This window comes from Novosphingobium sp. SG707 (assembly GCF_012275515.1).
Taxonomy (GTDB): domain Bacteria; phylum Pseudomonadota; class Alphaproteobacteria; order Sphingomonadales; family Sphingomonadaceae; genus Novosphingobium.
Window position 1 is genome coordinate 447,966 of record NZ_JAAZQL010000002.1, and the last position, 19,374, is coordinate 467,339.

The window sequence follows — 19,374 nt, forward strand, 5'->3', positions numbered from 1 at the left end:
GGCCTATGTTTCCGGTATCGGTCTATGTGGCGGTTGCCTTTGCCATCGCGCTGGTCGCATTCGGGATTGCGCAGATTGTGCCGGGGCTTGGCATGGCGTTTGTTGCGTTGGCATCCACGGGATGGGCGGCTTACTCTGCCCGGCGCCGTCGGTGGATGACGCCGAAATAGGAGGGGGCTTTCAGACGCGGCGGTTTCTCCACCACGCCGCCCCCATCGCCACGCCCAGCGTCACAAGGCTGCTGACCAGTTCGACCCGCCGCGCAGGCGCAAACATCATCGCCACCAGAATGCTCAGGATCGCGCCCAGCGTGGCATAGGAGAGATAGGGAAACAGCCACATGCGGATGGGCAATGTTTCCCGACCCTGCGCCTCGATCCGGCGGCGCTGGACGATCTGCGCGACGCCCACGGTGAAATAAATGAACAGCATCAGCGCGCCCGAGGCATTGACCAGAAAGGAAAACACCAGCTCCGGCGAGATGACCGAGGCGGCCAGGGCCAGATAGCCGAACAGGCTGGCGATCAGGATCGCGCGGGCGGGCACCTTGCGCCGGTTGACCGCGACCAGCCAAGCGGGCGCATCGCCCTTGTCGGCCAGAACGAACAAAACCCGGCTGGTCACATACATGCCCGAATTGAGGCAGGAGAGCACAGCGACCAGCACCACAAGGTTCATCACGAATTCGGCATGGGGAATGGCCATATGGCCCAGCGCAATGGCAAAGGGCGATGTGCCGGGCACGATGGATGTCCATGGCATGACGGCCACGATCAGCAGCAGCGACAGCACATAGAACAGGATGATCCGCGCGGCCACGCTGCTGGTGATGCGGGCGATGGTGCGCGCCGGTTCGTGCGATTCGGCCGCCGCCACCGTGGCGATCTCCGCGCCGGTCAGGGCAAAGATCACGCTGGCCGTGCCCGCCAGAACCGCGCCCCAGCCATGCGGGGCAAAGCCGCCATAGGCGCTCAGGTTGCTCCATGTCGGCCCGGTGGGCGAGGTGAGACCGAAAGCCCAGACGCCCGCAATCGCGATAAAGCTGACAATGGCCAGAACCTTCATCAGCGAGAACCAATACTCGAACTCGCCATAGGAGCGGGTGGACATCAGGTTTACCCCGGTCAGCATGCCCAAGAGCGCGACCCCGATGGCCCAGACCGGCGCGTCGATCCAGATATGCAGGATCTTGGCCCCGGCAATCGCCTCGATCGGCACGACGATGACCCAGAAATACCAATAGAGCCAGCCGCAGACGAAACCTGCGCGCGGCCCCAACACTTCGCGCACAAGCTCGGTGAACGCGCCAAGGCCGGGGCGCAGCGCGGCCATCTCGGCCATCATCCGCATTACCATCAGTACAACCAGCCCCGCCAGACCATAGGACATGACCACCGCCGGGCCGACCTGGGCAATCGAACTGGACGAGCCGACGAAAAGCCCCGCGCCGATGATCCCGCCAATCGCGATCATCGAGACATGGCGCGATTTCAGCGCGGCCTGAAGCTGGTTGTCATGTGCGGCCAAGCGTGGTCCCCCCTGATCCTGAGTGAACAGGGGGAAGCGGGCCGGGTCAAGTCCTGCCCGATACGCTATTTTGCCCGGCCAAAAGGGATGATCCGTTCAAGATCGCCCAGATGCGGCGCACCGGGCCATGATGCGCCTTGCCGCAGCAGAAAGGTGTGGCGGATGATCTCGGCCTGTTGCTCGATATTGTAATCGCCCAAGGCCGCGCCGGGGCGCAGCGCATAATCATAGCGGCAAAAGGGCATTCGGCGCAGCAGCAGGTTCATCCCCGCCTGATGCTGCCAGACATGGGCCATTTCGTGGATGAACAGGCCCTGCGCCGCCAGCGATCCTTGGGCAAAGCAGGGGTGCCAAAAATGGCTGTCGGGGTGGAAATGGAGATGGCCGCGCGGGGCCATCACCACATTGCGCGGTTGAAACCACCACCACCGGCGGCGGATCACCCGGACCGGTTCGGGATCGAGCGCCGGCCCGAACATGGCGGCGATCATATTCCTTTCGGCGGGCGTCAGCGGGCGGATGGCGGGGCGGGGGCCGGTCATGGCCGCACTATGAGCCCGTCTCGCCGCCGATTCCAGCCGGGCGAGCCAAGGAATTTTTAGGGGTTTTCCTCTATTCCTTACGCGCGGAGGGAATTTCGGGTGAAACACGCGCTGTTCGACAAGGTCTTGTGGCCGGGTGAGCGTTTGCCGGACGAGGTGGTGCTCGGGCTGGACCGGTTTCGCAGCGGCGGGCCTCTGGCGCAGGCGTGGCGGCGGCTGGGCGGATCGCCGACCGGATCGCGCGATTTCGTGGTCGCGCTGGCCGCCACGATGCAGGTCGAGGACCATTTCGAAGTGCTGATCGCCCGGCGCGACAAGGGGATTGCGGCCCTGTTGCCGCTGTGTCGGGGCGCGGGTTTTTCCGCCCGCTGGCGCCAGCCCGGCGCGCAGGAGGTCTATGAGGCCTGCGACGGCGCCTATGCCGATGATGCCGCCGCCGCGCAGATCGCCTCCCTGCTGGCACAGGACAGGCGGGCGGTGGAACTGCACCGCCTGCCCGCCGCTTCGCCTTTGATCCCGGCCCTGAAGGCGGCGATGCGGGGCAAGGGGCTGGTGTCGCTGCGCCCTTCGTTGGCCTGCCCGACCATCGCGCTGGATGAAAAATGGCACAGGCCCGAGCAGGCGTTCAACGCGGGCCGCCGTTCCGATTTTCGCCGCGCCGCGCGGCGGGCCGCGGCCATGGGCCGGGTGGATTACGAAATCATTGCCCCCGATCCGGGCGAATTCGACGCCTTGTTCGACGAGGCGCTGGCGGTCGAACTGGCCAGTTGGAAGCGTGCGGCGGGAACGGCCATGGCCATGGATGCGGGCAAGGAGAGTTTTTTCCGCGCCTATTTCCGCCATGCGGCCGAGGAGGGCACGCTGCGCATCGCCTTCATGCGGATCGACAACCGCCCCGCCGCGATGCAGCTGGCGCTGGAAAGCGATGGGCGTTTCTGGCTGTTCAAGATCGGCTTTGACGAGGCCTATGCCCGTTGTTCGCCCGGCGCATTGCTGATGCTCCATACGCTGGCCCATGCGGCGCGGCGCGGATTGGCGGCCTACGAATTGCTGGGCGGGGTGGAGCCGTGGATCGCGCAATTATGGACGCAGGATGCGCATCCGATGGTGCATCTGCGCACCTATCCCTATTCGCGCCAGGGCATGGTGGCGCTGGCCCAGGACGGGCTGGCCTGGATAAAGGCGCGGCTGAGCCAATGAGCCTGTGGGCCGCGCTGCGCGATTTGCGCTATGCTTTGCCCGGCTGGTTGGGGGCACGGCTGCCCTCGCCCGATGCGGCGGCCTTGGGGCGCGCTCTGGCTCGCAAGGGGCTCCTGCTCAGCTTTGGCTATTTCGGCGGGGATGGCGACGGACCGGATCAGGTGGAGGCGGCCAATCTTTCGCTTTGCGCGGCGATGGGCGGATCTGCGGCGCTGCTGGCGGTTAAGGCGCCGCAATTGGGGTTTGATAATGCGCGTCTGCGGCGGATTGCGCAGGGCGGGTTGCCGCTTGTGCTTGATGCCCATGCGCCCGCTCTGGCCGACGCGACCCATGCGGCGATGGAGGACCTGTCGGCGCAGGGTTTTGATGCGGGATGCGCGATCCCTGCGCGCTGGGCGCGGTCGGGGGCGGATGCGGCGCGCTTTGCCGATGCGCCGCTGCGGCTGCGGCTGGTCAAGGGTGAATGGGCCGATCCGGCGGCGGATGATCCCTCACGCTATCTTGGGCTGACCCACAGCCTTGCCGGGCGCGCCGCGCCGGTGGCGGTGGCCACGCATGATCCGGCGCTGGCGGGGCGGGCGCTGGAGGCGCTGCTGCGCGGCGGCACGCCTTGCGAGCTGGAGCAGTTGCGGGGCCTGCCGCGCGTGCGGACGATGGATATGGCGCGCGATCTGGGGGTGAATGTGCGGGTCTATCTGCCCTTTGGTCCGGGATGGTGGCCCTATGCCATCGATAAGGCGCTGGCGCGGCCCTATCTGCCGGTCTGGTATATGCGGGATCTGTTGCGGGTTTAATGCCTCCTGCATTTATGCAGATTCGACGCCCTCTGCATTTATGCAGATTCGACGCATTGCTTGTGAGTGGCTGCGGGCTAATCTCGTGGCGGCACAAAGGGGGGCTGCATGAGGCTTTACTGGATCGCATGGGCATTGGCGGCGCAAACGGCACAGGCCGCAACCAGAGTGGAGGAAGTGCCGCTCTGGGAAATCTCGGCCCAATTGGAGCGGGGCGCGGTCAGCAGCGAGGCGGTGACGGGGGCGTATCTCGAGCGTATTGCTGCGATGGATCGCAAGGGGCCGCAATTGCGCGCCATCATCGCCATCAACCCCGACGCCATGGCCCAGGCCCGCGCCTCGGACGCGCGGCGGCGGGCGGGCAAGGCGCTGGGGCCATTGGATGGCGTGCCGATCCTGATCAAGGACAATATCGAGACACAGGACCCCATCGCCACCACGGCGGGCAGTCTTGCGCTGCGCGACAATGTGGGCGGGCGCGATGCGCCGGTGGTGGCGCGGCTGCGCGCGGGCGGGGCGGTGATCCTGGCCAAGACCAATCTGTCGGAATGGGCCAATATCCGCTCGACCCATTCGATTTCCGGGTGGAGCGCGGTTGGAGGGCAGGTGCGCAACCCCTATGCGCTGGACCGCAGCCCATGCGGATCGTCGAGCGGCACCGGGGCGGGCGTGGCGGCCAGTTTCGGCGCGGGCGGACTGGGGACAGAGACCGACGGCTCGGTGGTCTGTCCTTCCTCGGTGAACGGTCTGGTGGGGCTCAAACCCACGGTGGGCCTGCTCAGCCGCCACCATATCGTGCCGATCAGCCACAGTCAGGACACGCCCGGCCCGATGGCGCGCAGCGTGCGCGATGTGGCCATGATGCTCTCGGCCATGGCGAGGAGTGATCCGGCCGATCCCGCCACGGCGGAGGCCGATGCCCACAAGCAGGATTATGCCTCACCATTGGCGCAGGCCAGCCTGAAGGGTGTGCGCGTGGCCTATTATCGCCCGACAATGAGCGAGGCTCTGGGCGAGCGGTTTGCCGCAGCGCTGGAGGTGCTCAAGGCCCAGGGGGCCGAATTGGTCGAGGTGGCGCGGCCCGGACTCGATGGTCTGGGCGCGGCCGAACATGAGGTGTTGCGCAGCGAGCTCAAGGCCGATCTCAACGCCTATCTGGCCGGGGCCACGGCTGCGGTAAAGCTGCGGACGCTGGCCGATATCATCGCCTTCAACCGCGCCAATTCGGAGGCCGAAATGCCCCTGTTCGCTCAGGAAAGCTTTGAGGAGGCCGAGGGGACGCGCGGCCTTGCCGATGCCGAATATCTGGGCGCGCGGGCCAAATCCTTGCGTTTGGCGGCGCAGGAAGGGCTGGAGGTGATGCTGGCCAAGGCCGATATTCTGGTTCAGCCCACCACGGGCCCGGCATGGCTGATCGACCCCATCTATACCGACCAATCGCGCGGCCCTTCGGCCAGCGGGCTTCCGGCGGTATCGGGCTATCCGCATCTGACCGTGCCGATGGGGCTGGTGGGGGGCTTGCCGGTGGGCCTGTCCTTTATCGCGCGGCCCTATGAGGAGGGCAAATTGCTGGGCGCGGGCTATGTTTATGAACAGGCGGCGCGGGCGCGGACGGCGCCTTCCTATCGCGCCACGGTCGATGCCGGGGCGGCGTTCAAAGGGGCGGTGGAAAAGTAAGCGCTTGGAATCCGCCGCCTGATGGCGCATCGCGGCACCCATGACTGAACGGGTCCCCTTTGCCGGAATGCGCCGGGGCAGCGCCGAATATCGCCGGGCCAGCCTCGCGCTGTTTCTGGCGGGCAATGCCACTTTCTCGCTGCTCTATTGCGTTCAGCCGCTGTTGCCCGAATTCGCGCGCGAGTTTGGGTTGGCGCCTGCGGGGGCCTCGCTGGCTTTGTCCCTGACTTCGGGCGCGCTGGCGGCGGCGGTGTTTTTGGCCGGAGCCATCGGGCAGGCGATGCCGCGCCGCTCGCTGATGCTCGGCTCGCTGATCGCGGCCAGCCTGCTCAATCTGGTGGCGGGGGCGGCCACGCACTGGCCATGGCTGGTGGCGGCGCGCTTGCTCGAAGGGGTGGCGCTGGGGGGCGTTCCGGCCGTCGCCATGGCCTATATTGCCGAGGAGATGCACCCGGCCGATCTGGTGAAAGCCATGGGGCTGTATGTCGCCGGCACAGCCTTTGGCGGGATGATGGGCCGCTTTGCTACCGGATGGTTCACCGAGTTTGGCTCGTGGCGCATTGGGTTGGAGGCGATGGGCGGGTTGGGGCTGGCGGCCGCGCTGGGCTTTGGCCTGCTTTTGCCGCCCTCGCGCCGGTTTGTGCCCCAGCGGGGGCTGGGTTGGGCGCATCACCGGGCGGTGTGGTGGCGGCTGATGCAGGATAATGGGCTGCTCCGCCTATTCTTCATCGCCTTCGCGCTGATGAGCGTCTTTGTCACCCTGTTCAACTATGTCGGCTTTCGTCTGGTGCGCCCGCCCTTTTCGCTGAGCCATGGCGCGATCAGCGCGATTTTCCTGACCTATATTTCGGGCATTTTCTCCTCATCCATCACCGGCCATTTGACCGAGGCATGGGGGCGGCGACCGGTGCTGGCCATGGGGCTGATGGCGATGCTGATCGGGGCGCTGCTGACGCTTTCGGGGGCTCTGCCGCTGATCGTGCTGGGCATTCTGCTGCTCACACTGGGCTTTTTCTCGGCCCATGCGGCGGCCAGCGGCTGGGTGGGCCAATGGGCGGGGCCGGACAAGGGCCATGCCGCCTCGCTCTATCTGCTGTTCTATTACCTTGGCGCCGGGATCACCGGCACTGCGGGCGGCTGGTTCTATCAGCACTGGCAATGGCCGGGCGTGGTTGTGCTGACGGGCGGGATCTGCGCGGTGGGGCTGGGCGTGGCGCTGTCGCTGCGCCCTCGTTGAAGCTTTAAAGCCCCGCCTCAACCGCCACGCGGATCGCCTCGGCGCTGGATCGCACGCCCAGCGTTTTGAACATGGCCGAGCGGTGCATCTTGATCGTGCGCTCCGACAGGCCCAATTCCCAAGCCACCTGCTTGTTCAGCTTGCCATGGGCCATTTCGATCAGGATCTGGCGCTGGCGCGGGGGCAGGGTATTGACGCGGGCCGTCGCTTCTTCGCGGGCCAGATCGCTGCTGTGCGCGCCCTGTTCCGTCACCTCGACCTGAGAGCCGAGGAAATATTCGACATGGCCCTCGGCATCGAACACCGGCGCGATCATCACAGCATTGCGGAAAGGGGTGCCGTCTTTTTTGTAATTGCGGATTTCGACCAGGGCGGGTTGGCGATTGTGGATCGCACGGCGCAGCGTTTCGGTCAGCTCGTCCTCGGTGTCGGGCCCGCGCAGAAATCGGCAGTTGCGCCCGATGATTTCCTCACGGGCAAAGCCGGTCAGGTCGATAAATGCCTGATTGCAGGCGACAATCGGATTGTCGGGCAGCCGGGGATCGCTCACGACGGCGGCGATGGGGCTGTGCTGGATCATCTCGTCAGGCAACATGACAGGGGTTCTAGGGCAGAAAGCCGCTTATTCCAAGCCGCAGATCGATGCTGGCGCGCGGGGGCATCATCGCCTAAGGGCGGCGCGATGAAGGCGACACCGGAAAATCATGATGCCATCGTGCTGGGCGCGGGCGCGGCAGGGCTGTTTTGCGCCGCGCAGGCCGGAGCGCGCGGGGCGCGGGTGATCGTGGTCGATCATGCGCCGGAGCCGGGGCGCAAGATCCTGATTTCGGGCGGCGGGCGCTGCAATTTTACCAATATTTACGCCACCCATGAGCGCTATCTGTCGGCCAACAGTCATTTTGCGCGCTCGGCCCTGTCGCGCTACACGCCCGCCGATTTCCTCGAACTGGTCGAGCGTTATGGCATTGCCTGGCATGAAAAGACGCTGGGGCAATTGTTCTGCGATGGTTCGGCGCGCGAGATTCTGGCCATGCTGGTCGAGGAATGCCGGGTTGGCGGCGTCGAGATCGCCTGCGGCCTGTCGCTGGGCGAGGTGCGCCATGCCGACGGTATGTTCCATGTCCGCGCAGGCCATCGGATGCTGTCGGCGCGCCATCTGGTGATCGCCACGGGCGGGCCTTCGATCCCCAAAATGGGGGCCAGCGGCATCGCCTATGATCTTGCCCGGCAATTCGGGCTGAAAGTGGTGCAGCCGCGCCCCGCGCTGGTGCCTTTGACGCTGCCGGGCGATGAGGCGCTGTTTCGCGAATTGTCGGGCGTGGCCACCCCGGTCGAGGCGCGGGTGGCCGATGGGCCGTGGGGCAAGGCGGCCTTCCGCGAGGCGGCGCTTTTTACCCATCGCGGGCTGTCGGGTCCGGCGATCCTGCAAATCTCCTCCTATTGGCAGCGCGGCGTGCCGCTTGGCATCAATTTCCTGCCCGATCTGGCGCCCGGCTGGATGGTCGAGGCCAAGAAGGCCAATCCCAAGGCGGGCCTGCGCCGCGTGTTGGGCGCGCATTTGCCCGATCGTCTGGCGGCGGCTCTGGCGCAGAAGCTGGGGCTGGATGGCGATCTGGGCAATCTGTCGGACAAGGCGTTGCGCGCCGCCGAGGCTCAAATGGCCGACTGGCGTTTCAATCCCGATGGCAGCGAGGGCTATGCCAAGGCCGAAGTGACGGCGGGCGGCATCGCCACCACCGGCCTGTCGCAAAAGACGATGGAGGCCAATACCGTGCCGGGCCTCTATGCCATTGGCGAGGCGGTGGATGTGACGGGCTGGCTGGGCGGCTATAATTTTCAATGGGCATGGGCCAGCGGCCATGCGGCAGGAACTGCCATCGCCCATGCGGCGGGAACCGCGGCCGCCCAAGCGGGTTGACCGGTATCAAGGCGCGGGGAAAAATCGGGGACTAGGTAAGCGCCAGCCTTTCAAGGAGATTCTCCATGACTTCGCTTTCCCCCACAATTCCCGTCACCATGCGCGCGGCGGTCGTCCGCGAATTCGGGGCGCCGCTCACCATCGAGCAATGGCCCGTCCCCACCCCCGCGCGGGGCGAGGTGCTGGTCAAGCTGGTGGCCACGGGCGTCTGCCATACCGATCTTCACGCCGCCCATGGCGACTGGCCGGTCCAGCCGACCCTGCCTTTCATTCCCGGCCACGAAGGCGTGGGCCATGTCGTCGCCTTGGGCGAAGGGGTCGATGATCTGGCGATCGGCGATGCGGTGGGTGTGCCATGGCTGCACGATGCCTGCGGCCAATGCGAATTTTGCCAAACGGGGTGGGAAACCCTGTGCGAAAAGCAGCATAACACCGGCTATTCGGTCAATGGCACCTATGCCGAATATGTAACGGCGCCCGCCGCCTTTGTCGGGCGTCTGCCCGCTGATGCGGATCTGGTGCCGCTGGCCCCGATCCTTTGCGCGGGCGTGACCACTTATAAGGGCCTGAAGGAAACCGAGGCGCGGCCCGGGCAATGGGTGGCGATTTCGGGCGTGGGCGGTCTTGGCCATGTCGCCGTGCAATATGCCAAGGCGATGGGGCTGAAAGTCGTGGGCGTCGATGTGGGGCAGGACAAGCTCGACCTTGCGCTTGAACTGGGCGCGGATCTGGCGGTCAATGCGCTCGATCCCGATGCGGCCGCCCGCGTGGTCGAGGCCACGGGCGGGGGCGTGCATGGCGTGCTGGTGACGGCGGTTTCGGTCCCGGCCTTTGAACAGGCGCTGGCCATGGTGCGTCGCAAGGGGACGGTGGCGCTGGTGGGCCTGCCGCCGGGCGCTTTCCCCACGCCGATCTTCGATGTGGTGCTCAAACGCATCACGGTGCGGGGCTCTATCGTAGGCACGCGGCGCGATCTGGCCGAAGCCATCGCCTTTGCCGTTGAGGGCAAGGTGAAAAGCACCATCAGCACCGCCAAGCTGGAAGACATCAACGCCGTGTTCGACAAGATGATCGCGGGCAAGATCGAGGGGCGCATCGTTCTGGCTCTCTGAAATCCGCCTAAGGGCATTTGCCGAGCCAAGGCTCAGTCATGCTTTAGGTATCCCTGCTCATATAGCGAGGCGGCGAGGGCAAGGCTCTCGCCGCCCAGCGGCAGGGAACGGGGATGCGCCTTTTCTTCTATCTTCCGGCCATCACGCCGTGGTGGTTCGAAACCATTGTGACGCCGATGCTGATCCGGCTGAACGCCGACCCGTGGGTCAAGGAAATCCATGTGATGGCGGCCCCGCTCTGGCGCAGCACCGGGGTGGAAGGGGCGCAGCTTGAGCCCTTGATCGCACAGGAAAAACTGCGCTGGCATATTGTCGATCAGGGCGATCCGGCGCTGTTTCGGACGCATGGCGCGGCGGTGCCGGGATTGATCGAGACGGTGGCGGGCATCAACCCAGACCTGACCCTTGTGCGCAGCAGCGATTTTGCCACGCCAGCCCTGTTTCCCCGTACCGTGCGTTATATCATGGAGGGCGCGGCCGCCCCCTTTGCCACCGATCCTTCATGGGTGGTGCTGGAGGAAACGCCCCTTTCCTGTGGGGCGATGCCGGAGGGATGGGCATTGCCGGAGGATCTGGCCGCGCGCCTTGATGCCTTGTGGAAGGCGGCGGCGGGTCGGTTTGGGCCTTTCTCGGTTCCCTTGTCCCGCCCGTCGCTGGCGGTGCCTTTGCCTTGTCAGCATGAGGAGAACCTGTTTCTGCGCCATGCCGCGCATGAGGGCGGCGTGGCGCTGCTGCAATCGCTGCTGGCGCGCCTGCCCGAGGAATGGCGGATCGAGGTTTGCGATCACCCGCTCAACCGGCTGCATGGGGATCGCCCGGGGTTGGAGGCTTTCGTGGCCTCTGCGCCTGACCGGATCAGTATGGCTGAGCGCGGGATTGAGGCGATGGTGGCGGGCGCATCGGCAGTACTGACCGATCTATACGATAGCTGGACGTTGGCCGCCTTTGCGGGGAAACCGATGCTGCATCTGGGCCGAGGGGCGATGGCGCCATGGACGAAGGCGGGCGAGGATCCGGCCGAATTGACGGGTCCCGACCGGGACGCGGCGCGGCGCTGGTTTGGCTGGCATCTGGCCGCGCGCCTGCTGCGGCCCGAGGCGGTTGAATTGAGCCTGTTGCTGCGCCTCGCCAAAGGGCAGCCGACATGGGAGGACATGGACGCCAATCTCGATGCGCTGGAGGTGCTTGTTCCCTGATCGCGGGGCGTGGCGATCCTCTTGCGCATTCGCTCTTGCAATGTAAGTATAACATACAAAGGCGACTCAGGCAGCAGATCGCCCGTATGGTAAGAGAGGATGCGTTTTATGCAGGATTTCAACGGGCAACTGGCCTTTATCACCGGCGGCGCCTCAGGCGCGGGGCTGGGTCAGGCGCTGGTGTTTGGCCGGGCCGGGGCCAAGGTGGTCATCGCCGATCTGCGCGCCGATGCGATTGAAACGGCGCTGGGCCAATTGCGCGCAGAGGGCATCACCGCCCATGGCATCGTGCTGGATATCACCGACCGCGAGGCCTATGCCCGCGCCGCCGACGAGGTTGAGCAGGTCTTTGGGGCCGCCCCCACGATGCTGTTCAACACGGCTGGCGTGAACAGCTTTGGCCCGGTGGAAAAGACCACCTATGCCGATTTCGACTGGCTGATCGGGGTGAACCTTGGCGGGGTCATCAATGGCATGGTGACGTTCGTGCCGCGCATGATCGCAAGCGGCAAGCCGGGCCATATCGTCACCACCTCGTCCCTTGGCGGCCTTTCGGGCAGCGCGCTGGCCGCGCCCTATTCGGCGGCCAAGGCGGCGGTCATCAACCTGATGGAAGGCTATGCGCAGGGCCTGGCCAAGCACAATATCGGCGTTTCGGTGATCTGCCCCGCCAATATCAAGAGCAATATTGCCGAGGCCAGCAAGCTGCGCCCCGCAGGGCTTGGCCCCTCGGGATACCGCGAGGATGAGGCGACGATCCAGTCGCTTCATTCGATCCACCGCCACGGTATGGAGCCGGTCGAACTGGCCGAATGGACCAAGAAGGGGATCGAGAAGGGCGACCTCTACATCATCCCCTATCCCGAGGCCAAGGAGCAGATCCGCGCCCATTTCGACCGCATTGTCGATGCCGTTCTGCCGATGGAGGCCGACCCGGAAGGCGCCAAGGCCCGCACCGACGCGCTGATGGACTGGGCGCAAAATGGCGCGAAGGTTTTTGCGAAAACCGCCGGGTAATCAGGGCCGCTTCAACGGAAAAACCCGCGCCAGTGCAGATATAGATAGGTGGCGAGCGAGGCCAGCAAGGCAAGGCCTCCCGCCACCCATGTTCCCTCGCCATGGGCAAAGGGCAGGGCGCCGGTGTTCATGCCGAAAAAGCCCGTCACCAGCGTGGCGGGCATCAGCAGCACCGTCATCACCGAGAGGATATAGAGGTTGCGGTTGATCCGCTGATTGGCGGCCAGCTCCAGCTCTTCACGCAGCATGCGCACCTGCCCTTGCGCGGCGGTCACGTCCTCGTCCAGCCCCTGCGCGCGCTGGGTCAGCTTTTCCACCGTGGGGTGGAGCGCGGCGTCCAGATCACCGTCCTCCTCCAGCCGCATCAGCACCCGCTTGGTGCCGTCCATAATGCGGTGGATGATCGAAAGTCTCCAGCAGATCGCGCGCCGAGGGCGGGGCCTTGCCCGCCAGCACGGCATCCTCGGCCTTTTGCACGCGGGCTGACAATTGCGTGACCAGCGCCGCCTGATTGGCGACAATGGCCGACACCAGCACATCGAGCGCGCGTTGCGGGCTGTCGATGAACAGTTTTTCGGCAAAGCGATCGCGCAGCACATCGGCAAAGCCCAGCGGATGCATCCGTGCGGTGATGATCATGTCGGGCGTAATCGCCACATGGACCGTTCCGGCGCGGTCGGTATAGCGGATGTCGAAATCGCGCTGGAGATCCTGAAGCACGCAGGAGAGCGTATCGCCCTCGACAAAGCTGCTTTGATGCGTGTCGGGGGCCAGCATCGCCTCGCGCACATTCTGGGGCAGGAAATCGGCGCGCTCGATCCATTGCCGTGCGCCATTGTCGGCCAGGCTCATATGCAGCCAGCGAAAGACGCCATCGGCGCGCGGAGTGTCGATGGCGATGTCGCGCGGGCCGGTGGTATAGAAATCCTTGCCCCAGAGCAGGCCGTTGCCGGGCTGGCTCCATGCCGGCGCGCGTTCGGGCGTTTTCACATCCGGCGCAGACATTCCGAGCCCACGATCAGCGCTTCCAGACTGTCCATCACCGCTGGTTCGATCGGGGTCAGCTTGCCCATCGCCTCGCCATAGGTGTTGTCAAAACCGGCCCAGCCAATCACCAGCGCCTGAATGGCTGAATGCAATTGCACCGCCTCGGCCGCGCTCAGCCCCAGCGGCTGCAGGCGCTGGGCCAGATATTCGCGGAAATTGCGGAAATCCTCTTCGACATAGCCGAGCGAGAAGGTCAGCCGGGCCGCATCGCGGGCGCTGTGATACATCGTCCAAAGCGCGCGGCCATAGGCGCGGGCCCAATCCTGCCATGTCTCGCACACGGGCATATCGGCCATGGCCAGAGCATAGAGGCGCTGGCTCATCTGGCGCAGCAGTTCCTCCTTGTTCGGGATATGCCAATAGATCGACATGGCCTGCACCCCCAGCCGCCCGGCAAGGCGGCGCAGCGAGACGGCGTCCAGCCCCTGTTCCTGCATCAAGGCGATGGCCTCGCCCACGATGCGCTCGGCGCTCAGCGGGGCGTTGGGCGCCTCGGCGGCGGGTCTCTCGGAAGGGGTGGTCGCGCTGCACATGATGGCATGACTAGGCGCGGCCTGTGGGATTGGCAACCGGACATGGGGGCGAGGGACGGACGGGCGCGGGGCAGGGAAGGGGCGGTGTAACTGGGCAGACATTCACGGAAATGCCATATATTTCATAGTCCTGTCATCGAACTGTCGTGTTCCGGTCATCGGTTTCGCCTAGCGGCCTTCGCATATGCAGCAGGCTTGCTGCACAAGGATGGGGAATACCATGGGTCGAATCACTTTGCGCGCCAGCATGATGCGCACCAGCCTCTCGCTGGCCGCTGTTTCGCTGGCTCTTGCCACCACGCCCGCTCTGGCCGCTGAGGTGCCTGCTGCGGCGCCCGCCGCCGATGCCGAAGCGCCCGCGGCTGATATGGGCGAAACCATCGTCGTCAACGCCAAGACCACCCGTTCGGCCACGGCCATCCCGGCGGCAGAAATGCAGAAGATCCTGCCCGGCATTTCGCCCTTGAAGGCGATCCAGAGCTTGCCCGGCGTCCTCTATGTGACCGCCGACCCTTGGGGCAACAATGAGCAGAACGCGCAGATGTTCGTCCACGGCTTCTCGGCCCAGCAGTTGGGCTACACCATGGACGGCGTGCCGCTGGGCGATCAGTCCTATGGCAATTATAACGGCCTTTCGCCCAGCCGCGCGCTGATTTCGGAAAACACCGGGCGCACCGTGGTGGCCACGGGCGCGGGCGAATTGGGCGTGGCCTCGGTCAGCAACCTGGGCGGCGCGGTGGAAATCACCAGCCGTGATCCCTCGAACGAGCGCGGGCTGGAAATGAACCATACCGCCGGTTCCTATGGCACGGCGCGCACCTTTGTCCGCGTGGATTCGGGCGAATTCGGCAATGGCAACAAGCTCTTCCTCTCGGGCAGCCGCCAGCGCGCCCGCGCGTGGGACTTTGCAGGCGTTCAGGGCGGCTATCAGGCCAATGGCAAATTCATCCATGAAGACAGCCACGGCAAGCTGACCGCCTATTTCGCCTATTCGGACAAGATCGAGCCGAATGAGGACGCGACCACCATCTATACCAATCCCACCAATGCGGTGCAGGCCTATCAGCCCTATACGCGCCCCTTCACCTATCCCAGCCTGAGCGCGGCGCTGAACTATCTGGACGCCAGCGGCAATGTGCCCGCCGTGGCGGCCAACAATTACCGCAACTATTATTCGGACGCCCAGCGCACCGACTATCTGGGCTATATCAAATATGACGTGAACCTCTCGAAGGCTGTCAAGTGGTCCAACCAGTTCTATATCCACCACAATGACGGCGTCGGCGTGGTGGCCGGGCCTATCACGGTGGCGGGCCTGCCTTCGCTCTTTGCCAAATATTTCCCCGGTCAGGATCTGAAAACCGTGTTCGGCGGCTCGGGCTATGCGATCCGCACAACCGAATATATGATCCACCGCGAAGGCATCATCAGCAACCTGAACATTGACGCGGGCGATCACCATATCGAGGCGGGCGTGTGGTTCCACCACAATGAATCCTCGGCCTATCGCCGGTGGTATCCGATGAATGTGAACACGCCCGATGCCTACAGCCCTTATATCCGTCCTTCGGGCTATCTGATCACGCAATATGCGGTGGAAATGCGCACGGATAACCTGCAACTCCACATTCAGGATGCGTGGCACGTCAACAGCCGGTTGAACGTGGAAGCGGGCATCAAGACCAGCGCGCAATTCGCCAACGGCCTGTTCACGGTGCAGGAAATCAACAATCCGCGCCCCAGCGGCCGCATCAATTCGACCAACTGGTTCCTGCCCTCGGTGGGCGCGAATTATGACCTGAACGGGTCGGAAAAGGTCTATTTCAACATCCAGAAGAACCTGCGCCAGTTCCAGGCCTATGGCGCGGGCGGCTCGGCCGATCCGTGGAGCACGGGCAGCCAGGCCGCGTTTGATTATATCAAGTCGAACGTCCGCCCCGAAACCGCATGGGTCTATGAAGTGGGCCTGCGCAGCCATCGCAACTTCACCGGCCTGCTCAGCAGCATCGACGCGCAGATCAACTATTACCACGTCGATTTCAGCAACCGCCTGCTGGCGCTTTCCACTTCGGGCACGATCAACACGATCAACCCCTCGACCACGGCGCTCTTCAACGTGGGCAATGTGACCACCGATGGCGTGGACGCGGCTATCACGCTGGGTTTTGGCCAGCATGTGAAGCTGTATAATGCCTTGAGCTACAACAGCTCGAAATATTCCAGCGACTATTCGACCGTGACGGGCGCGGCCACCGGCACCCAGATCGGCGGCTATGCCACGGTTGCGGGCGTGGTGCCCACGGGCGGCAAGCAGATCCCCGGCTCGCCCAACTGGATGAACAAGACCATGCTGACGGTGAATTACGCCGGGGCCGAGGTTCAGCTGATCGGTGATTATATCGGCCGTCGCTATGCCACCTATACCAATGATGCCTCGATCCCCAGCCTGTTCCTGGCCTCGGCGCGCGTGGCTTATCAGTTGCCCGCGCAATTGGTCCATGCCAAGAAGGCCGAGCTGAGCCTGAACGTGACCAACCTGTTCGACAAGAAGGGTTGGCTGCAGGTGTCGAGCTTTAACAATGCTGGCAGCTTCGCCGCCTATCCGGTGGCCCCGCGTCAGTTCTTTGTCACTCTGGCGGTGGGTCTCTGATCGATGCGTAATCCGCTCTCTCGTCGCAAGGTTCTGTCGCAAGGTCTGGTCGCGGCAACAGCCGTGGCGGGGGGGCGGAGCATCGCTTTTGCCGCGCCTGTGGGGGGCAGCGTTTCGGCGCGCGCCCGCCCGGCGCGGCCTATCCTGCTGGCGCATCGCGGGTCTTCCGCGCTGCGGCCCGAACATACGCTGGGCGCCTATGCCCGCGCGATTGCCGATGGGGCCGATTTTATCGAGCCCGATCTGTGCTGCACCAAGGATGGCGTGCTGGTGGCGCGCCATGAAAACAATATTGCCGAGACGACCGACGTGGCCGCGCATCCCGAATTTGCCGCGCGACGGGTCGAAAAAGTGGTGGACGGCGAAAAGCTGACCGGTTGGTTCACCGAGGATTTCACGCTGGCGGAATTGAAGACGCTGCGGGCCAAGGAGCGCCTTGGCGCGGTGCGGCCCGAGAGCCAGAGCTATGATGGCCAGTTTCAGATCGTCACGCTGGAGGAAATCGCCGATTTCGTCGCGGCTGAGGCTGCGGCGCGGGGCCGGGTGATCGGCCTGATCCCGGAGGTCAAGCATTCGACCTATTTCGCGCGGATCGGTTTGCCGATCGAACCGCGCCTGATCGAACGTCTGAATGCCAGCGCTTATTTGAAAAAGGCGCCGGTGGTGATCCAGAGTTTTGAGGTGGCGAATTTGAAGGCTTTGCGGCGCGATCTGGCCGGGCGGAGCAATATTCAACTGATGCAACTGGTGGGCGATCCTCGCCAGAGCCCGGCCGATTTCGAGGCGACGGGCGACAAAAGGCGCTGGGCCGATCTTCTGACGCCTCAGGGTTTGACGGAAATCGCCACCTATGCCGACTGGCTGGCGCCCGCCACGCGGATGCTGATCCCGCTGGAGGCCGATGGACGGCTGGGCAAGCCGACCGGGCTGGTCGAGGCGGCACGGCGCGCGGGGCTGTTGGTGGGGACATGGACCTTCCGCCCTGAAAACCGATTCCTCGCCGCCGATTTCCGCAATGGCGAGGGCGAGAATGCCCGCAATGCAGCGGGCAGCGTGGCCGAAATGCGGCGCTATCTGGCGCTTGGGCTGGACGGTTTCTTTACCGACGATCCGGCGCTGGGGTTTGAAGCGCGGGGCAAATAAGCGCTTTGCAAAGGCAGGGAACTATCACTTCCGGTTCGCATTGAACCGATAAATTGGTTCCTTTGTGAAATCCATTTTGGAACTTTGCTGCAGTGCAGGATACTGTATAGTGGAGTTAACCTAGGCAACTTTGCCTTGAATATGATGATCCTGCTTAGGAAGGCCGCCATGGAAACTACTGCCGCGCTTGTTCCGCTCACCGTCGATATGCTGATGCAGCAATCGGGCGTGCAATTTGGCACCAGCGGCGCGCGGGGCGAAGTCGTCGCGATGACGGACCGCGTGTGTTATGGTTATACGCAGGGTTTCCTGTCCTATCTGCGCGAAATTGGCGAATATGCGGGCGGGCGCGTGGCGCTGGCGGGAGATCTGCGGCCCAGCACGCCGCGCATTCTGGCCGCCTGCGCGCAGGCCATCCGCGATCTGGGCGGAGAGCCGGTGTTTTGCGGCTATGTACCCACGCCCGCGCTGGCGCTTTATGCCTTTGGGCAGGCGATCCCCTGCCTGATGGTGACCGGCAGCCATATTCCCGACGATCGCAACGGCATCAAATTCTATCGCCCCGCCGGTGAGGTGTTGAAGTCGGACGAGGCGGGGATGAAGCGTCAGGTGGTGACGCTGGGCGATGGCGCGTTTGACGATGCGGGCATGTTGGTGTCGCCCGCGCCTTTGCCGCCGGTGACGGATGTGGAGAAGGCCTATATCGCGCGCTATGTCGATGCCTTTGGCGCGGATGCCTTGGCCGGGCGCAAGATCGGCGTTTATCAGCATTCGGCGGTGGGGCGCGATGTCGTGCTCTCCATCGTCAATGCGCTGGGGGCGCAGGGCGTGCCGATTGGCCGTGCCACCAAATTCATTCCCGTCGACACCGAGGCGATCCGGCCGGAAGATGTGGTGCTGGCGCGTGAATGGGCGGCGGAATATGGCTTTGACGCGATCATCTCGACCGATGGCGACAGCGACCGGCCTTTGCTGGCCGATCACACCGGCGAATGGCTGCGCGGCGATGTGCTGGGCGTGCTTTGCGCGCGGGCGCTGGGCGCGGGCACGGTGGTGACGCCGGTGTCGAGCAACACGGTGCTGGAACTGTCGGGCGCGTTTGCCCATTGCGCGCGCACGCGGATCGGCTCGCCCTTTGTGATCGATGCGATGAATGCCGCTCTGGCCGCCGGGCAGGATAGGGTTTGCGGTTATGAGGCCAATGGCGGCTTCCTGCTGGCCAGTGGTTTCGACCTTGGCGGGCGGAGCATTTCCGCGCTGCCGACGCGCGATGCGGTGCTGCCGGTGGTGGCGGTGATCGCGGCGGCGCGGGGGCGGCGGGTGGCCGACCTGCTGGGCGAATTGCCGCCCCGCGTGACCTATTCCGACCGCATCCAGAACTTTGCCACCGAGCGTAGCGAAGCGATCTTTGCCGCGTTGCTCGAAGGCGATGCACAGGAGCAGATCGCGCGTCTGACCAGCTATTTCGGCGGCATTGCCGGGGCGATCACACGCGTCGATCTGACCGATGGCATTCGCATGTCCTGCGCCGATGGTTCGGTTCTGCATCTGCGCCGGTCGGGCAATGCGCCGGAATTGCGCTGCTACAGCGAGGCGGATGATGTGGCCAAGGCGACGGCGATCAATGCGGCGGCGTTGAAGGTGGTGTTGGAGGAGTTGGCTTAAGGGGTTTATGCCTCCGGCGGGCAAAGGGCGGGGGCCCTTTGCAATCCCCATAATGTCTTTGTTGCGCTTCACATCGGCCTTGGTTGAATGCCGCAACGTCTGAATTTTAAAGCTTG

The 19,374-nt window shown here is 64.6% G+C and carries 17 protein-coding genes; 11 read left to right on the forward strand and 6 right to left on the reverse strand.

The window, feature by feature from the left end:
• Positions 1-180 precede the first annotated feature (180 nt).
• A complete protein-coding gene (locus FHW92_RS06780; protein ID WP_246869982.1) occupies positions 181-1,527 on the reverse strand; it encodes an amino acid permease in 1,347 nt (448 codons plus the stop codon).
• Positions 1,528-1,592: 65 nt separating this feature from the next.
• Positions 1,593-2,069 carry a vgr related protein gene (locus FHW92_RS06785; protein ID WP_168602495.1) on the reverse strand — a complete coding sequence of 159 codons (477 nt, stop codon included), beginning with the start codon at positions 2,067-2,069 and terminating at the stop codon, positions 1,593-1,595.
• Positions 2,070-2,168: 99 nt separating this feature from the next.
• Between FHW92_RS06785 and FHW92_RS26200 the strand changes: the two genes are divergently transcribed.
• From FHW92_RS26200 to FHW92_RS06805, 4 genes are all read left to right on the forward strand, one after another.
• Complete coding sequence (locus tag FHW92_RS26200) at positions 2,169-3,269, forward strand: GNAT family N-acetyltransferase (protein ID WP_168602496.1); 1,101 nt, start codon at positions 2,169-2,171, stop codon at positions 3,267-3,269.
• Complete coding sequence (locus FHW92_RS06795; RefSeq protein WP_168602497.1) at positions 3,266-4,063, forward strand: proline dehydrogenase; 798 nt, start codon at positions 3,266-3,268, stop codon at positions 4,061-4,063. Before FHW92_RS26200 ends, FHW92_RS06795 begins: the two co-directional genes overlap by 4 nt.
• 108 nt (positions 4,064-4,171) lie before the next feature.
• Positions 4,172-5,740: an amidase gene (locus tag FHW92_RS06800; protein WP_168602498.1), complete on the forward strand. Its 1,569-nt coding sequence runs from the start codon at positions 4,172-4,174 to the stop codon at positions 5,738-5,740.
• A 40-nt stretch (positions 5,741-5,780) separates the two neighbouring features.
• Positions 5,781-6,977 (forward strand): MFS transporter, encoded by a 1,197-nt coding sequence (locus tag FHW92_RS06805; RefSeq protein WP_210428392.1) that lies wholly within the window; start codon positions 5,781-5,783, stop codon positions 6,975-6,977.
• A gap of 4 nt (positions 6,978-6,981) precedes the next feature.
• Here the strand turns inward: FHW92_RS06805 and FHW92_RS06810 are convergent, their stop codons facing one another.
• Positions 6,982-7,572: a PAS domain-containing protein gene (locus FHW92_RS06810; protein ID WP_168602499.1), complete on the reverse strand. Its 591-nt coding sequence runs from the start codon at positions 7,570-7,572 to the stop codon at positions 6,982-6,984.
• A gap of 87 nt (positions 7,573-7,659) precedes the next feature.
• Between FHW92_RS06810 and FHW92_RS06815 the strand changes: the two genes are divergently transcribed.
• The 4 genes from FHW92_RS06815 to FHW92_RS06830 all read left to right on the forward strand — a co-directional run bounded on the left by FHW92_RS06815 (position 7,660) and on the right by FHW92_RS06830 (position 12,220).
• Positions 7,660-8,895 (forward strand): NAD(P)/FAD-dependent oxidoreductase, encoded by a 1,236-nt coding sequence (locus FHW92_RS06815; RefSeq protein ID WP_168602500.1) that lies wholly within the window; start codon positions 7,660-7,662, stop codon positions 8,893-8,895.
• 86 nt (positions 8,896-8,981) lie between these two features.
• Positions 8,982-10,007 (forward strand): alcohol dehydrogenase AdhP, encoded by a 1,026-nt coding sequence (gene adhP, locus FHW92_RS06820; protein ID WP_349237658.1) that lies wholly within the window; start codon positions 8,982-8,984, stop codon positions 10,005-10,007.
• A gap of 113 nt (positions 10,008-10,120) precedes the next feature.
• Entirely contained in the window at positions 10,121-11,203 is a 1,083-nt protein-coding gene (locus tag FHW92_RS06825; protein ID WP_168602502.1) for a hypothetical protein, read from the forward strand.
• Positions 11,204-11,311: 108 nt separating this feature from the next.
• Entirely contained in the window at positions 11,312-12,220 is a 909-nt protein-coding gene (locus tag FHW92_RS06830) for an SDR family NAD(P)-dependent oxidoreductase (RefSeq protein WP_168602503.1), read from the forward strand.
• Positions 12,221-12,231: 11 nt separating this feature from the next.
• Here FHW92_RS06830 and FHW92_RS26025 read toward each other — a convergent pair whose 3' ends face one another.
• Genes FHW92_RS26025 through FHW92_RS06845 form a run of 3 tightly spaced genes read right to left on the reverse strand, consistent with a single transcriptional unit; the run spans position 12,232 to position 13,800 of the window.
• Positions 12,232-12,609, reverse strand: coding sequence for a CorA family divalent cation transporter (locus FHW92_RS26025; protein ID WP_168602504.1), 378 nt, complete (start codon positions 12,607-12,609; stop codon positions 12,232-12,234).
• The gene (locus FHW92_RS26030) at positions 12,563-13,225 is read right to left on the reverse strand and encodes a CorA family divalent cation transporter (protein WP_168602505.1); all 663 of its coding nucleotides are present in this window, start codon (positions 13,223-13,225) and stop codon (positions 12,563-12,565) included. Before FHW92_RS26030 ends, FHW92_RS26025 begins: the two co-directional genes overlap by 47 nt.
• On the reverse strand, positions 13,207-13,800 hold the full coding sequence (locus FHW92_RS06845; RefSeq protein ID WP_168602506.1) for a TetR family transcriptional regulator: 594 nt from the start codon (positions 13,798-13,800) through the stop codon (positions 13,207-13,209). Before FHW92_RS06845 ends, FHW92_RS26030 begins: the two co-directional genes overlap by 19 nt.
• A 220-nt stretch (positions 13,801-14,020) precedes the next feature.
• Between FHW92_RS06845 and FHW92_RS06850 the strand changes: the two genes are divergently transcribed.
• The 3 genes from FHW92_RS06850 to FHW92_RS06860 all read left to right on the forward strand — a co-directional run bounded on the left by FHW92_RS06850 (position 14,021) and on the right by FHW92_RS06860 (position 19,258).
• Positions 14,021-16,450, forward strand: coding sequence for a TonB-dependent receptor plug domain-containing protein (locus FHW92_RS06850; protein ID WP_246869983.1), 2,430 nt, complete (start codon positions 14,021-14,023; stop codon positions 16,448-16,450).
• 3 nt (positions 16,451-16,453) lie between these two features.
• Positions 16,454-17,593 carry a glycerophosphodiester phosphodiesterase gene (locus FHW92_RS06855; protein ID WP_168602507.1) on the forward strand — a complete coding sequence of 380 codons (1,140 nt, stop codon included), beginning with the start codon at positions 16,454-16,456 and terminating at the stop codon, positions 17,591-17,593.
• 168 nt (positions 17,594-17,761) lie between these two features.
• Positions 17,762-19,258, forward strand: a complete 1,497-nt coding sequence (locus FHW92_RS06860) for a phosphomannomutase (RefSeq protein ID WP_246869984.1) — start codon at positions 17,762-17,764, stop codon at positions 19,256-19,258.
• Positions 19,259-19,374 lie beyond the last annotated feature (116 nt).